Source organism: Corynebacterium sp. H113, from assembly GCF_037572315.1.
Lineage (GTDB): Bacteria > Actinomycetota > Actinomycetes > Mycobacteriales > Mycobacteriaceae > Corynebacterium.
In genome coordinates this window covers 163250-179216 of the sequence record NZ_JBBHKZ010000004.1, presented here as the reverse complement: position 1 = coordinate 179216, position 15967 = coordinate 163250, and the positions used below count along the sequence as shown (strand labels likewise).

Below are 15967 nucleotides of genomic sequence, written 5' to 3'. Positions count from 1 at the left end.
CACACTGTAATAGGCACCAAGGCGAGCAGTACGATGTGTCTATGACCATCATGCCAATCGTCGTTTGTGGCGATCCCGTCCTGCATAACCCAACCGAACCTGTCACCGAGCCAGTGTCCGAGTTGGCAACTTTGATTGCAGACATGTTCGAAACGATGGAGGTTGCCAACGGCGTCGGGTTGGCCGCCAATCAGGTCGGCGTCAACAAGCGACTGTTCGTCTACAACTGCCCTGATGACGACGGGGTATGGCACAAAGGCTGCGTCATCAATCCGGTTCTCGAAACGACCGAGATCCCGAAGACCATGCCCCAGGACGATGGCTCCGACGAAGAGGGCTGCCTGTCAGTTCCAGGCCTCAGCTTTCCGACGAACCGCGCCGACTGGGCAGCAGTCACCGGACTCGATGAAAACGGCAACGACATTCGTGTCGAAGGCACCGGCTTCTTTGCCCGCTGCTTGCAGCACGAGGTAGGACACCTCGATGGCTTCCTCTACACCGACGTTCTCACTGGTCGGTGGAAGCGCATGGCGAAGAAGGAAATCCGCCGTGCCGGCTGGACTGAGCCTGGGATTACTTGGCTACCTGGCGAAGACGAAGACCCATTCGGCCACGAATCTATCGACGCGGACGCTAATGAATGACCACTCTCCAGCGCACAACGCTGACCCTTTAGCTCATCTCCCCATTAATCGCTGGGGTGTGGGAACGGTAGCCGTCGGCAAGCGTGTCATCGTGCGGCGCGAGCTCACTGCAAAAGAAGCGGCACAGTCGGGCAAAAAGGTCACGGATGTGATCGGCTACGTCGTGAGTTTGGATCCGTTTGTCGTGCGTCCACAGCAGGCACCAGGAAAACGCGCACCCGAAGATGCGCCCGCGATCGACTTTTCTCCGTATTCGCTGGTGACGGTGAAGGCGTTGCCAGAACGAACGGTTCGCAATGCAGATATTCGTGCTGTTGAGCTTGCTACTGCAAAGGCATTCCCCGGTACCGAGCACAAGTGGGTTGGCGACTGGCTGTTGCGTGCCGGCGATGGCATCACCGAGCGATCCAATTCGGCGTTGCCCGTTGGGCCCGGCGCGGGCACACAACCAGTACCTCTGCAGGACATTCGAGACTTCTATGCACGTCACCAGTTGCCGGTGCGTATCGCCGTGCCCGATCGGATCTGTAAACCCGCGCAAGCCCTGGTGCAATCGCCCGGCTGGTCGTTGGGGCCCGAAATTATCGTGATGACAAGGGAGCTAGGCAACCTCCCCGCCATCCAAACCGTCGACGGTATCACCGCTGAAGTACTGTCGCAGCCCGATGCCGAGTGGCTAAATTTGTATCACTTCCGAGGTAAGCAATTGCCCCACGGCGCGTTGGAACTCCTGCGCAAAGAAATCGATGGACGCATGTGCTTCGGCCAGCTCGTCCTCACTACTGACGGCGAGCGACGCACTGTCGCTATTACTCGCGGTACCTTGACCGAATCTGACGACGGTCGCACGTGGCTGGGTTTCTCCGCAGTAGAGGTAGCGCCAGATCTGCGCCGTCGTGGTTTAGGGACGTTGCTTGGCTTACATATGATGCAGTGGGGTGCAGAGTCAGGAGCGGATAGCGCGTACTTGCAGGTAGTAGACGGTAACGATGCTGGAGTTGCGCTGTATCGCAGTTTGGGGTTCGCCGAGCATCATCGTCACCGCTATGCGCTGTGGGAAGGCTAATCGCTCACCTTCGGTCCTTCTTGTCCTTCTTTTCCGTTACTCGAGTACCGATGGCCCGTTCGTGTCCACCTTGACCCAGCGGATCTGCACCCGCGGAAAACGCCATCCACACCAGCATGCCGAAGCTAACTAACCAACCCACAAACGGAATCATCGACGGCAAGATCCACACATTGCGCTTCAGCCCATCGCTGCCTGACACAGGAATGTAGTTGCGACCTGTCATGGACAGACCGAGCATGTGCTTGCCGGGCGAGCCTTCAAAAATTGCATCGCCAGCAGCGCGGTAACCATAGAACCCGAGTGGACCTGCCAAGAGCATGGTCAGCACTGCAGTATCAAACGCTTGATAGCCACCGAAAATATTGACACCCATGAGAACTAGCGCCATGAGAATGCAGTACACAACCGAGTCCGCAAACAAGGCAGCCGCACGTTTCGGCAACGGAGCATTCACCGCTTCGGGGTCATAGCCCTGAGCTTGCGCAGCCGCGATAGTCCTTGGGGTAATGCGGGGATTAGCTGGCACTGTTGGGTAGCCAACGTAGGTTGCAGGTGGTTGCATGGCGGGATTCATTGCTGGTGTCATGCCTGGCGCCATCTCGGGAGTCAACCCTGGATGCACAACTGGAGCCATGCCGGGCTGCACGGGCATTCCCGGCACCTGGGGTTGCTGCACCCCAAAAGGGTTTACCGCGTACGGGTCAGCTGCAAACGGATCCCGATCCCGCTGATGTTGTCCCTTATCCACTGCCATGACTCCTTATAAATTCCCTTCTTCCCCACTTGCTCTGTAAATAGAACGTGCCACCCCTCAACTTTGTTCCAGTAGGTACCGTGGAGAGCATGCGAATCTGTGTGTGGAACGTTAATTCCGCTCGAACGCGGGTGACTCGAATGGCCGAGGTCCTGCAGCGCCACGAGATTGACGTGATGGCTGTTCAGGAAACGAAGTGTAAGGACAACCAGTTCCCAACAGAGGTTTTCACTGACTTGGGTTACGAAGTCGCTCACCACGGACTGAACCAATGGAACGGCGTCGCCATCCTTTCCCGCGTGGGCATCGACGATGTCACAGTCGGCTTCCCCGATCAGCCTGGCTTCCATAAAGACCCTGCAGAAGAGCAGGCTCTCGAAGCCCGCCATATCGCTGCTACCTGTGGTGGAGTTCGTGTGCACAGTGTTTACGTGCCCAATGGTCGAGAGATCGATGATCCACATTTCACCTACAAGCTTGACTTCTTGGCGCGTCTCCGCGCTGCGTGTATCGCTTCGCTTGACGACGACCCGTCACTAAAGGCAATGGTCGGAGGCGATTTTAATATCGCTCCGTTGGACGAAGATGTCTGGGACATGGCTGCGTTTGAGGGGAAAACCCATGTCACCCCAGCTGAGCGAGCTGCATTCCAGTCCTTGCAAGATACCGGTTTCAAAGATGTGACTCGCCAGTTCACCGAAGGCGAATGGACGTACTGGGACTATCAAAAGCTTCGATTCCAGAAACGCCAGGGCATGCGTATCGATTTCCAGCTTGCTTCCCCTGCCCTCGCGGAAACTACAACAGGTGCTTTCATTGACCGAGAAGAGCGCAAAGGTAAGGGCGCCTCGGATCATGCGCCCGTCATCGTGGACTACTCATTAAATTAGAAAGCATTTCTAACACAAAATTTTTTTGAAATTATCCTCACTTTCCTACTTTTGTAGCGCTTCCGGAATATATGGTTAGAAACACAGTTAGCGACATAATTAATGGGGAAGGTTCACCATGACTTCGATTCATGAAGACAGCTTTGCTGCCTCGGAACCGGGCTTCACGCCTTCACACGACTCTGAGATCGATCCGAATATGCGCCTGGATATTCAAAAGATCGCAGTTGGTCTGTATGACTTTCTGGCGTCTACTCGTCGTCTAGGCGAGCGCCCGAACCAGGTCATGGATATTTCCCAGTCTGAGATGGAAGTTTTGCACTTCATTGCGACGCACCCTGGGTGTGGCGTGTCCGATATTGCTCGACTTCGCTTCTTGCGTCCGTCGAACGTCTCGGCGACCGTACGACGGCTACTGGACAATAACCTGATCAAGCGGGAAAACAATCCACGGGACCGCCGAGCCCAGGATCTATTTGTATCCAAGGAAGGTGCTCAACTGCTGAGCCAGTTGACTGACCATTGGGGTGACATCGTTGGGCGCATTATTCGCACCATGGAGCCACAAGATGTCAAGGCGCTCATTAAAGCAATGCCAGCCATGCTGAAGCTCGCAGAACACTCCGAATCGTTTGTCGAGGAACATCAGCGTCGACAGGATCCGTTCTAACCGGATCTGTCTCCCTTTGCGTTAAGTCATCTACGCTGGCGGACATGGATATGAATCTCAAGAAGGCAGAAGACGTACAGACTGCGCCACTCGTGGCAGTCGGGTTGATTGGTGGCTGGTTGACGGCTCGCGAAACGGGCATCCGCCCACTTGGCGGAGTCATTCTCGGCGCAGCAGGCGCCTATGCTGCACGAACTTGGGCAGCGAAGACCGGTGCAGCTGGCGCAACCGCTCTCACCGCCGCCTACCTCGGCGCATTTGGCCTTTCTCACCCACTCGCGAAGAAGATCGGCGCATGGCCTGCGGTACTCGCAGTCACTGCGGCATCTGCTGGCGCGGCGGCCATCGCGGACGCGAAGTAGTCTCCTGACACACGACTGGCAGTAAGAGACTGACGGCAAAAGTCGTCGCGTATACCCAGAGAAATTCAGTTAAGCCTTGCAGCAAGCAGCTGCAGGGCTATTTCTTTTACTCGTGGCCAGCTATCAGCAAAAGCAGGGAGAAGGTTTAGCGACGCCACGTCGTCAAGCGGAACCCACCGAAGCTCTAGTGATTCTGCATTCGCGGTGGTTTCCAACTCGTGATCAGCAACAGCGAAAACCGTGTGGTAGCACCAATCCCCCGCGAGCTCGGGGCGCTCAGGGTCGGCGGGGTATGGCCCGGCGGTGACGTGAGATTCGAGGATGGTCACCTGGTGTGGCTGGATCCCCGTTTCTTCTTCGGATTCACGCAAAGCAGCAATCGCAGGAGTCTCATGCGAATCACGAGCACCACCAGGCACACCCCAAGTGAGGGGGCATGAAGTCCATTCGGCACGGTATTGCATGAGCACTTTTATATCGGCTGGGGAGTCCGATTCAGCCACCAAGAGCAGTAATCCTGCAGCGCCAAAACGCCCCCAACAGCGCGTACCGTTGGGGCCAGCGGACCAACCATTGCCATCATGAAGCATGTCCCTAGAGTACGTGAGACGAGGAATTCATCTCAGTTGTGTTTTCCCTCACAGGTAAACACGGCTAGTATTTGCGCTAGGCAACGTACACCTCTGCGTCGTCAGAAAAACACTGTTTATCCGCCGATATTCGTCCCAGGAGGCGAGATGCATGGCTGAGTCTGCACCAGCAGCTGAGGCTAAGCGCCCACGCCGTCCTCGGCGGACGCGGTTCGGTAGTCGACGAGCACAAGGCGGCATTTCACTTGCCGAACTGGGAGACAAAAACGGCAAGGCGGACAAAGAGAATGTCCGTGGCACAGAATCCGGTGTAACTGGCTCTACTGCCGGGAATCTCGCACTGGAATCCGTAGATTCTGAACAACGAGTCGATGATCTTGAGCTGACGGAATCGTCGACAGGTATTTCGAAGCTGTTTGGAGAAAAGCTCACCCCGTCGGTGGAGTATTTGCAGCGGACTGGCTCATTCATTCTGACGTCCCCGGGACGGCTGACTTTCACTGCAGTGTTTCTCATCGTTGCGATCCTGGCGGCTGGTTTGTCCATGTCGGCAACGACAGACACCCGTCAGCAGCAGCTCGCCAATATGTCACAAGCTTCCGAACCGATGGCGCATGCGTCGCAGAACCTATACGCAGCTCTGACCATTGCAGATGCTTCGGCAAATACCGCCTTTTCGCGTGGCAATTTAGATGAAGGCAGTGATTTGCGCACTCGGTATGACAATGCGATCGCGCAAGCATCCCTTGCTGCTACCCGTGCTGCCGCAGGTGTCGACAACGTACAAAGCTCAGAGATGAAGCATATTGTCGAGGTGCAACGTTTGCTGCCTGTGTATGTGGGATTGGTGGAATCGGCGCGCGCGAATGCTCGCCAGACGCACCCAGTGGGCGTTTCCTACCTTGCTTCCGCTTCTGGGCTCATGACCTCCCAGATCTTGCCCGCGGCATCGAAACTGTATGAAGAAACCAGTCGATCAACGAACCATGATCGTGAAGTTCTCACCGCGCCTCCACTGGTTCCGTTGTCTGGCATTTTGGCTGCCATCGTGTTCTTGCTGCTTGTGCAGTGGAACCTCACTCGTCGCACTGGCCGGCTGATCAACGCTGGCTTGCTGGCCGCCACCACGCTGATGGTTATCGCCTTCGTCGCAGTGTCGGTGTCTACGGTGACGACCTGGCAAAACGAACGCCTCTACGGCAATAAGACATCACCAGTTCAGCCATTGGTCGAAGCCCGAATCATGTCTCAGAAGATTCGCGCCTCGGAGACACTGGATTTGGTTCGTCGCCAGCCCACTGACCAGAAGCAATTCACCAAGGATACGGACGAGGTCGAACGTCTTCTCAACTCCGCTAACGACGGCATTAATGATGCCAACATCGAATTGGCGCTGCGATCCTTGAATGGCTGGGAAAAGAGCCACACCAAGATGATCGCTCTTCTCGACGAAGGTGACTACGCCGGAGCTGTCCGCATTGCCACCGACCACGATGCCGATGACACTCGGGAATCTTTCGCTGAACCCTCGTCTGGCCAGGAGTTCATGCGCCTCGACCGAGCCCTTCAAGCGGCAATTTCTGATGCCCGCACCGAACTTCGCAACGACATCGAAGAAGCTCGCGTCGTCTCCGCTGCTCTCTCAGGCCTGACCGTGGCGTTGACCGTGCTCGCTTCCATTTGTGTAGTTGTGGGTTTCCGCAACCGACTGCTGGAGTACCTGTGATGTGCACCAAGGGAAGTTTCCGTGCTCGCTTGACGACGGTCGTCGCAACGCTTTCTGCCGCAAGTCTGGCACTGGTGTCGTGTGCGGAAACGGTGCCACTAGCTGCAGATCCATTCTCCGATTCCATTGAGCATGCGACAGGGTCCGCGCCACTTCCGCCTGGTGCGTATTACACAAGTGCGGGCGGGCGTGAACCAAGGCCACGCGAGACGGCCACGGCCTACGAGACGCTGGCACCGGACGATCAACTGCCGAAGGAGCGGATTCCGGAGATCTACAAGCGTGGCCGCATCATCGTGGGCGTTGACCAGGCGTTGAACTTGTTGGGATTCCGTAATGCCAGCACCGGCGAGCTCTCAGGCTTCGAAGTGGCGCTCGCGCAAGAATTGGCTCGGGACATTTTTGGCGATCCGAACGCCGTTGAATTCCGATATGTTCGCGCAACCGAACGAGTGTCGATGCTGCGCAGCGGCCAGGTCGATGTTGTCCTACGCACCATGACAGTCACGGAGAGTCGCCTCGAAGCAGTCAATTTCTCGGCACCATATTTGACTGCACGCGCTGGCATTCTGGTTGGCCCTAATTCTCGCATCGAAAGCGAAGCTGACCTGAACGGCGCGAAGGTGTGCGTTGCTGCGGACTCTACCCCGGAGGAAATTGTTCGCTACACGGCACCTGATGCCACGCTGCTGCTGGTGGGCAACTGGTCGGACTGTCTCGTTGCACTGCAGCAAAGCCAGGCCGACGTAATTGTTGCAGACGACACCATTCTTGCTGGCATCAACGAACAGGATCCCACCACCGCTATTGTTCGTCGCGGGCTCAGCGTGGAGCAATACGCCGCCGGCATTGCGAAAGACAACGACGGACTCGTGCGACAAGTCAACGAAACGATGGAACGCATTCGTTCGGATGGCACGTGGCAGGAGCTTTACGACGTCTGGTTCGGGCCATTCCTGCCGCAGGGAGCCCAACCACAGCCAACGTATGCTCCTGTTCCAGTCGACGAAGACGACCCAACCATTGACACCGATTCAGCAGAGGGAGGCGAATAGTAACCATGAATGACGACGAGATGGAGCCAACACAGGCGACTGAAGCTGTTGCGTTCAATCCTTTCGCTGACGATGACGAATCGGAAAACGTAGCGGTTGCTGACGAGGTCACCGATCCGGCCGAGGAGCCCGGTACCGAAGCCGTCGCGTTTGATCCTTTCGCGGATGACGATGCCGACGATGATTACGACTTCACCCAGGACCTCACTCCGCCCGATAAATCCTCGACGGGGAGAAAGGCCAGCACGTATGACCCATCCGCGGAGTCGCATCGTCGGGCGTTGTCGACTTTCCGTGAACGTCGTCATCAGGCTCGTCAGGGACGCACCGTCGCCGACGGCATGGTGCAATTGCCTTTCATTCCACCTACCGATCCACAGTCGGCGGTGATGAGCGATGAGAAGCTCGCGGCATCCAACAAACCTGCTCCGGCTCTGAAAGCCGGCGATATAGTTGCCGAGCAGTACGAAATCGTCGGTCCTATCGCTCATGGCGGTTTGGGCTGGATCTACCTGGCCATCGACCACAATGTGTCCGACCGCTGGGTCGTGCTGAAGGGCATGATCTCGGCGGAGAATGAACACAATTTGGCTGTGGTCCAAGCAGAACGTGAGTTCCTGGCGGAGATTACCCATCCGGGAATCGTCAAGATCATTAACTTCATTGACTCGGCCGATACAGGTACTGGCTCTGGCTTCATTGTGATGGAGTACGTCGGTGGACCGTCGCTACGCCAACAGAAACGTTTCTATGACGGCAGCGTCATGCCCGTCGATATTGCCATCGGATACATTCTGGAAGTCCTGCCAGCGCTGGATTATCTGCATACCCGAGGCGTGGTGTACAACGATCTGAAGCCCGACAATGTGCTGTTGACAGAAGACCAGGTCAAACTCATTGACGTTGGTGCCGTGACTGGTATCGGTGCCTATGGTCACATCTACGGCACGCCTGGTTTCCAGGCCCCTGAGATTGCGTCAACAGGACCTACGGTTGCGTCTGACATTTATACGGTCGGTCGTACCTTGGCATCGCTGATCGTCGATATGCCGATGACCAACGGCGTTTATGATCCTGGTTTGCCAACGCCCGCTGAATCACCGTTGTTCCGACGCTATTTGTCGCTGTATAGGTTGCTTCGTCGCGCTTGCCATGACGACCCGGAATCGCGGTTCCATTCTGCCGATGAAATGGCTGGTCAGCTGACTGGTGTGTTGCGCGAGATTCTGGCAGTACGCGATGGTGTGCAGCATCCGCATATCGGCACATTGTTTTCACCACAACGTTCGACCTATGGCACGAAGCACCGGGTTTTCCGTACTGACCAGCTAGTCGATGGCATCAAGCGCGATGTCATCATCACGCCGCCAGAGATCATGGCTGCGCTGCCTGTACCTCTGGTTAATCCGCAGGATCCCGGCGCTCAGTTGCTGGGCGCATCGTCATTTACCGAACCCGGCGAGCTCATCGACACTCTGACTTCCGCTCTCGATGAATCGAAGTACGGTGCCTCTGTCGAAATCCCGCTGGCAATTGTCCGTGCGCAGCTCGACCTCGGCCTCACCGAGAAAGCACTCGACGGGCTCCGGAATGCTCCAGAACGCCTCCGTAGAGACTGGCGTTGGAAGTGGTACGCCGGCATTACGGAACTGCTTCTCGACGACTACACCAGCGCACTACGCTCCTTTAACCTGGTGCTTGCCATGCTGCCGGGTGAGCCTGCACCAAAGTTGGCTCTGGCGGCAACGCTAGAGTTGATTCAGCAGCAGGTTGGTAACACCAATGCCCAGTTGCTGGATGCGATGACGGCTCGCTCAACGGCGACATTGGAACAACCGTTGCATCAGATTCCAGATGAAATTCGAGAGAGCCTCACCGATACGTGGGCCACACAGGACATGTCGCCGGTCACTATCCGGTTTAACTCGATGCGTCTGTATGCACTCGTCTGGGCGACGAATCCGACAACGGTGTCCTCGGCGTTTGGTTTGTCACGTCAGTTGTCAGCCGAAGGTCAAAATGAGCTCGCAATTGCGGTGCTTGATAGGGTTCCTGCCGCGTCACGTCATCATCGTTTGGCGAAGTTGACCACCATTTTGCTGCTGACGTCCGGCGATCCCACAATGCTGACGGAATCACGCATCCGGCGCGCTGCAAGGCGGCTCCTCGAACTGCCTACAAATGAACCTCGCTTGCCACAGCTCCGAATCGCTGTGATGGTGGCTGCGCTGAACTGGTTGCGCGCTTCCGGTCTGGATCAAGCTGCCAGCCCCAACGAACTTTTCGACGTCCCCTTCACCATCAAGGGACTCCGCGAAGGCTTGGAAGAAAACGTGCGCATGCTGGCTCGTTCTTCACCTTTCCCTCGTCACCGATACCGACTGGTTGATACCGCCAACCTCATTCGACCTCGAACTTGGCGGTAGTCCCGTGGAGGTAGAGACGAAACGGGCGACCGCACTTAGATAACACGCGTAACAAATGCCCATTGTTTCGTGAGCTTTACATACTCTGGAAATATGACTTCCTTCGATCGTCGCCAGAACCGCCAACATCGTCGTCGCAGCACCGCGTCATTCCGACGAATCGCACTGGGTGCAATCACCGCAACAACTGCACTTAGCTTCGGTATCGGATCGGCACAGGCACTTCCTACGCTTCCGACCCTGCCGGGCTCGCCTGCTTTGCCTCAGATGCCAGCGTCCCCTGCTCTGCCACAGCTACCTCAGCTGCCTGCGCAGCCAGTATCGCCAGATGCCAAGAGCATCATTGATAGCGCATACTCCCATGCTCAGGGCACCACGGCACCGACGATCGCGCTGATTCGCCAGGGCGCCACAGGCGCAATCAATGCGCTTCCGCTGTCCGCCGAGCAGAAAGCGTCCGCAATCGAGTTACTGACGCAGACTCTCGATACCATCGAACCTGCACCAAGCACTCCTCCACAGCAGCCAGCGCCTGAGCCAGTAACCGAACCAGTGACTGAGCCACAGCCTGAGGCACAGCCACGCCCAGAGCCAAGCAATCCTTGCCCAGCAACGGCTACTGCTTGCGTGGACCTGGCAAACCAGCAGACGTGGCTCCAGGAAAACGGTGAAATCACCTACGGTCCTGTTCCGATCACGTCTGGCATGCCTGGTTACGAGACCACCACTGGCAACCTCACCGTTCTCCGCAAAGTCAAGGATGAATGGTCCCAGCCCTACAATGGCCCAATGCCATACGCGGTCTACTTCACCAACGACGGCGAAGCTTTCCACGAAGGCTCCCTCAACGAGGCATCCCACGGCTGCATCCACTTGTCCCACGATGCCGCTGTCATGTACTTCGACACGCTCGACATTGGCGATGGTGTCTACATCTGGTAGTTACGCTTGACGACGGTCGTCGTAACGCAAAAACGCCCACCATCCTGGCACATTGCCGGGGACGGTGGGCGCTTGTCGTGGTGGGCTACTTAGCCCACTTCATCGCATAGCGTGCGATGGCGAGCTCTTCGTTCGTTGGCACGACGAAGACCTTGACTGCGGAATCGTCGGTGGAGATTTCGCGTGGGCCATCGTTTGGCAGCTCGTTGCGTTCCGGATCAATCTTGATGCCGAAGTTCTCCAGCTCAGCCATGGAATCGCGACGAATACCGACATGGTTTTCGCCAACACCAGCGGTGAAGGTGATTGCGTCGAGGCGACCGAGGATGAGCATGTAGGAGCCGATGTAACGGCGGAGCTGGTGGACGTACATCTGGTATGCAGCCCATGCGTCCGGATCGTTGTTGTCCATGCGCTCCTGCAGGATGCGGAAGTCGTTGACTCCGGACACACCCTTCAGACCGGACTCACGGTTGCACAGGTTGTCGATCTCGTCGATGGACATGCCGTTACGGTACAGGTGGAAAATGATGCCTGGGTCGATATCGCCGGTACGAGTACCCATCATCAGACCTGCGAGTGGCGTGAGGCCCATCGAGGTGTCTACTGCCTGGCCGCCACGAATCGCCGCACATGAAGCACCATTGCCGAGGTGCAGGGTGATCTGATTTACCTCAGCTGCCTCCTTGCCCAGCAGTGCTGGGACCTGGGAAGACACAAACTCGTGTGAGGTTCCGTGGAAACCGTAGCGGCGAATGTCGTACTGTGCTGCAACTTCAGCATTCAGCGGATACAAAGCAGCTGCTGGTGGCATCGTGTGGAAGAAGCCAGTGTCGAACACTGCAACGTGTGGCACGTCTGGCAGCAGCTTACGCGCTTCTTCGATACCAACGATGTTTGCTGGGTTGTGCAGTGGCGCGAGAGGGATGAGGTCACGCATCATCGTCACGATTTCATCGGTGATGAGTTCTGGACCCGAAAACAGGCGACCGCCATGAACAGTGCGATGGCCAACCGCAATGATCTCTGTAGAGCTTGGGCCACAACCGTGCGTGTCCATCAGCGCGAAAGCCTTGTCCAGGCCGTCGGCGTGATCCTTGATCGGCTCGGTGACTTCGTGCTTCTCGCCCTCGAACTTGAGGTTGATAATGCCGTCTTCTTCACCGATACGCTCGACCAGGCCGGAAACGTAAGGTGGCTCCGACGTACCCTTTTCCGGGTCAACGAGCTGGAACTTAATGGACGACGAACCCGAGTTCAGAACTAGTACGTGACGCGACATGTGTTAGTTTCCTCCTGCCTGGATAGCGGTAATTGCGACGGTGTTGACGATGTCAGCGACCGACGCACCACGCGACAGGTCATTGACCGGCTTGTTCAAGCCCTGCAGAATTGGGCCGATTGCCAACGCTCCGCCACAGCGCTGGGCAATCTTGTAGCCAATATTGCCTGCATCCAGATCGGGGAAGACAAACACAGTTGCCTGACCAGCAACCTTGGAGTCAGGCATCTTCTTCGCAGCGGTTGCCGGGGAGATAGCAGCATCGAACTGAAGCGGGCCGTCGACAGCAAGCTCCGGATCGAGTTCACGAGCTTTCTGCAAACCAGCAAGAACGCGGTCAACGTCTTCGCCAGAGCCGGACGTGCCGGTGGAGTAGCTCATCATGGCGACCTTTGGATCAATGCCAAAAGCTGCCGCGGTCTCTGCGGAGACCACTGCGATTTCACCCAACTGATCTGGGCTTGGCTTTGGCAATACAGCACAGTCAGCGAAGCCCCAAAGACGATCATCCATGACCATGAGGAACAGTGACGATACAGTCGAAGCACCTGGCTTGGTCTTGATGATCTGGAACGATGGTTTAATCGTGTGTGCGGTAGTGTTCGCAGCACCCGATACCATGCCGTCAGCCAGTCCCTTGTGAATCATCATCGTGGCGAAGTACGAGATGTCATGCATAGTTTCGCGAGCCTCAGCCAAGGTGACCCCCTTGGCTTTACGCAGCTCTGCGAACTCTTCCGCGAAGGAGTCAAGGTACTCAGACTTTTCTGGATCCCACAAAGAAGCCTTCGAAATATCAAGGCCAAGCTCAGCGGCTCGAGACTTCATGGACTCTGGATCACCGAGAATCGTCAACTCACAGATGTTCTGCTTCAGCAGCTCATCGGCAGCAATCAGAATGCGATCATCGCCACCTTCTGGGAGCACGATGTGACGCTTATCCGCCTTCGCCCGCTCCAGCAGCCACCACTGGAAACGCTGTGGCGTCATGATCGTTGGAGTCTCGACATCGACAGCGCTCTTCAGACCCGCTTCGTCGTCAAGCGTGACCACAGGGATATCTAGAGCCGGCAACTCCTCAACGGTGCCGGTCAGCAGAACAGCAAGCGGAGTGGCATACCGTTCACGCGTGGATGCGACGGCCAGACGAATGCGAGTCTGAGCAGCCATGGATGAGCAACCTTCACCCTCGGCGACCAATACAACGCCTGCGCCCGTGACGGCTGCGATACGCAGATCGAAATCAAGGTTTCCGGAGCCAGTGAGAATCACTGCGCCATCGTGCGCTGCGCGGTTAGCTTCCACAGCGGTGACGATTTGGCTCAGCGCATGATCTGGGTTGTCCACCACAGAGTCAACTGAAGCTGAAGTTGGGTCACCAACTGCGTGGAAGAGACGGGCGCCACCTAAGGCAGCGGACAGAGCTGCAATTTCGTCGCGATGCTCCCCCGACTGATCGATTGCGGCAATAATGACCGCTGGCGCACGATGTGCCTGATCGCTCACGGGCTTTCCTTTCCGGCGCGGACGTTCTCACGCCACGCGCGTGTTTGAAGTTGCTCGTAGATGGCGCTCTTCACATAGCAATGTCGACGGTATCCACGACAAATGTGCTTAGTCATATAAGTATGAGCGCTACTTCATTCTTAGTGCATTTTGTGAGTCACCTTACAGTGATAGCCGTAATTGTTGAGGTAGGGGGTAATTCCCACCACATGGATACGTGAAGTAACCCCATGTCAGCAGGTATTTTTATCACATCCCGGACGACCATTGTGGGCAACATCACATTCACTAAAATTAGTTGTTAGGCTTACCTTTGCTATACCAATCGTCCGATTACGGCCTTCCCACCTAGCCTCGCTAACATGGGCACCAGTTGCCCGCGGGTGCGTCATACCCCACGTGCGCGTTACTAAAAATGCTCTCGTTAGAAACTGTAGAAAGCAGGTCATCGCTTACGATGTCTCGTCCACTTCGCGTCGCTGTTATTGGTTCTGGCCCTGCAGGGGTTTACGCATCCGACGCGCTGATGAAGTCCGGCCGCGATGTCCGCGTCGATCTCTTCGAGAAGATGCCCGCCCCATTTGGCCTTATTCGTTATGGCGTCGCGCCGGATCACCCTCGTATCAAGGGCATCATTAAGTCACTCCACCGCGTCATGGATAAGGAACAACTGCGCCTGTTCTCTAACGTGGAGTTCGGCAAGGATCTGTCCATCGAGGAACTCAAAGAGCTTTACGACGGTGTCATTTTCGCAACCGGCGCTGTAGGTGATCGTGAGCTGCCTATTCCTGGCGCTGATTTGCCTCAGCATTGGGGTGCTGGCGAGTTTGTTGGTTTCTATGACGGTAACCCGTTGTTCCCTCGTGACTGGGACCTATCGGCAGAGTCTGTCGCTGTAGTTGGTGTCGGTAACGTCGGCTTGGATGTCGCTCGAATTCTGGCTAAGACCGCAGATGAATTGCATGTTACTGAGATTCCAGACAATGTCTACGAGACACTGAAGACGAACCAGGCGAAGGAAGTCCACATCTTTGGCCGCCGTGGCCCAGCCCAGGCGAAGTTCACGCCATTGGAGCTGAAGGAACTGGATCTTTCCCCAACTATTCAGGTCGTCGTCAACGGTGAAGATATCGATTACGACGAAGTTTCTGCTCAGCACCGCCGTGATTCCAAGATCACCGACCAGGTCTGCCAAATCCTGGAAATGTACGCGATGCGCGACCTACAGGACACGCCACACAAGATCTACATTCACTTCTTCGAATCTCCAGTCGAGATCCTCGGTGAAGAAGATGCAGACGGTAACCGCAAGGTCGTTGGTTTCCGCACTGAACGGACTGAGCTCGACGGCAAGGGTGGCGTCCGAGGCACCGGAAAGTTCACCGATTGGCCTGTGCAGGCTGTGTACTCGGCTGTTGGTTACCGCTCGGATGCGCTGCCAGGTGTCCCGTTTGACACCAAGAAGCACGTCATTCCAAATATCGCTGGGCGTGTCATCTTGTCTGATGCCACCGGCGACGAATCTGCACCGCATATCACAGGCCTCTACACCACTGGTTGGGTGAAGCGCGGCCCTGTTGGCTTGATTGGTAACACCAAGGGCGATGCCAACGAAACCGTCGCCTGCCTCCTCGAAGACTTCGACGCTGAGCGCACCTTCACTCCTACCAAGCTTGACGACGATGCCATTACGGCGTTGCTCAACGACAAAGGCGTTGATTACCTGACGTGGGACAACTGGCACGCGCTTGATGCCTTTGAGTTGGCTTCCGGCGAAGCTGAGGGTCGCGAGCGCAAGAAGGTCGTCGAATGGGACGACATGGTAGCGGCGTCCAAGAAATAGTTACGGGCGCAATCCCACCTCGAAACGATGGTGGGCAACAGCAACTCTCCTAGCGGCTCGGCGTAATAGACGCCGGGTCGCTGCATTTTTGCTCGATCCCACAGTACGCCGGGAGCTGTAAAGAGCGGCACGACGATGAGAGCGCGACCTCGTCGTGCAGCAGCATCAGCACACTCGATGACACGTTGGGATCCTGTCACTGCAGCAG

General features: G+C 56.5%; 14 protein-coding genes. 10 read left to right on the top strand and 4 right to left on the bottom strand.

Features of this window, described 5'->3' with window-relative positions; genetic code table 11:
• The first annotated feature begins 41 nt into the window (after positions 1-41).
• Positions 42-644, top strand: coding sequence for a peptide deformylase (locus WG938_RS09105; RefSeq protein WP_339979862.1), 603 nt, complete (start codon positions 42-44; stop codon positions 642-644).
• A complete protein-coding gene (locus WG938_RS09100) occupies positions 637-1710 on the top strand; it encodes an N-acetylglutamate synthase, CG3035 family (RefSeq protein WP_339979861.1) in 1074 nt (357 codons plus the stop codon). Before WG938_RS09105 ends, WG938_RS09100 begins: the two co-directional genes overlap by 8 nt.
• 4 nt (positions 1711-1714) lie before the next feature.
• Here the strand turns inward: WG938_RS09100 and WG938_RS09095 are convergent, their stop codons facing one another.
• Complete coding sequence (locus tag WG938_RS09095; protein WP_339979859.1) at positions 1715-2467, bottom strand: RDD family protein; 753 nt, start codon at positions 2465-2467, stop codon at positions 1715-1717.
• A gap of 89 nt (positions 2468-2556) precedes the next feature.
• Here WG938_RS09095 and WG938_RS09090 point away from each other — a divergent pair, with 89 nt between their 5' ends.
• The 3 genes from WG938_RS09090 (at position 2557) to WG938_RS09080 (ending at position 4389) form a co-directional block, all read left to right on the top strand.
• Positions 2557-3357, top strand: coding sequence for an exodeoxyribonuclease III (locus WG938_RS09090; RefSeq protein ID WP_339979857.1), 801 nt, complete (start codon positions 2557-2559; stop codon positions 3355-3357).
• A 118-nt stretch (positions 3358-3475) separates the two neighbouring features.
• Positions 3476-4027 (top strand): MarR family winged helix-turn-helix transcriptional regulator, encoded by a 552-nt coding sequence (locus tag WG938_RS09085; protein WP_339979856.1) that lies wholly within the window; start codon positions 3476-3478, stop codon positions 4025-4027.
• A 44-nt stretch (positions 4028-4071) separates the two neighbouring features.
• Complete coding sequence (locus WG938_RS09080; RefSeq protein WP_339979855.1) at positions 4072-4389, top strand: hypothetical protein; 318 nt, start codon at positions 4072-4074, stop codon at positions 4387-4389.
• 65 nt (positions 4390-4454) lie between these two features.
• On the opposite strand, the gene WG938_RS09075 is transcribed toward WG938_RS09080, so the two are convergent.
• Positions 4455-4979 (bottom strand): NUDIX hydrolase, encoded by a 525-nt coding sequence (locus WG938_RS09075; protein WP_339979854.1) that lies wholly within the window; start codon positions 4977-4979, stop codon positions 4455-4457.
• 151 nt (positions 4980-5130) lie between these two features.
• Here WG938_RS09075 and WG938_RS09070 point away from each other — a divergent pair, with 151 nt between their 5' ends.
• From WG938_RS09070 to WG938_RS09055, 4 genes are all read left to right on the top strand, one after another.
• The gene (locus WG938_RS09070; RefSeq protein ID WP_339979853.1) at positions 5131-6705 is read left to right on the top strand and encodes a hypothetical protein; all 1575 of its coding nucleotides are present in this window, start codon (positions 5131-5133) and stop codon (positions 6703-6705) included.
• Positions 6705-7760, top strand: a complete 1056-nt coding sequence (locus WG938_RS09065) for a glutamate ABC transporter substrate-binding protein (RefSeq protein ID WP_339979852.1) — start codon at positions 6705-6707, stop codon at positions 7758-7760. Before WG938_RS09070 ends, WG938_RS09065 begins: the two co-directional genes overlap by 1 nt.
• A 5-nt stretch (positions 7761-7765) precedes the next feature.
• On the top strand, positions 7766-10186 hold the full coding sequence (locus tag WG938_RS09060) for a serine/threonine protein kinase (protein ID WP_339979851.1): 2421 nt from the start codon (positions 7766-7768) through the stop codon (positions 10184-10186).
• Positions 10187-10279: 93 nt separating this feature from the next.
• On the top strand, positions 10280-11128 hold the full coding sequence (locus WG938_RS09055; RefSeq protein ID WP_339979850.1) for a L,D-transpeptidase: 849 nt from the start codon (positions 10280-10282) through the stop codon (positions 11126-11128).
• 85 nt (positions 11129-11213) lie between these two features.
• On the opposite strand, the gene WG938_RS09050 is transcribed toward WG938_RS09055, so the two are convergent.
• Together WG938_RS09050 and pta are read right to left on the bottom strand one after the other, a co-directional pair.
• Positions 11214-12410, bottom strand: a complete 1197-nt coding sequence (locus WG938_RS09050) for an acetate kinase (protein WP_339979849.1) — start codon at positions 12408-12410, stop codon at positions 11214-11216.
• Between the two features lie 3 nt (positions 12411-12413).
• Positions 12414-13736: a phosphate acetyltransferase gene (gene pta, locus WG938_RS09045; protein WP_445292918.1), complete on the bottom strand. Its 1323-nt coding sequence runs from the start codon at positions 13734-13736 to the stop codon at positions 12414-12416.
• Between the two features lie 637 nt (positions 13737-14373).
• Here pta and WG938_RS09040 point away from each other — a divergent pair.
• A complete protein-coding gene (locus tag WG938_RS09040; protein WP_339979848.1) occupies positions 14374-15759 on the top strand; it encodes an FAD-dependent oxidoreductase in 1386 nt (461 codons plus the stop codon).
• The last annotated feature ends 208 nt before the right edge of the window (positions 15760-15967 follow it).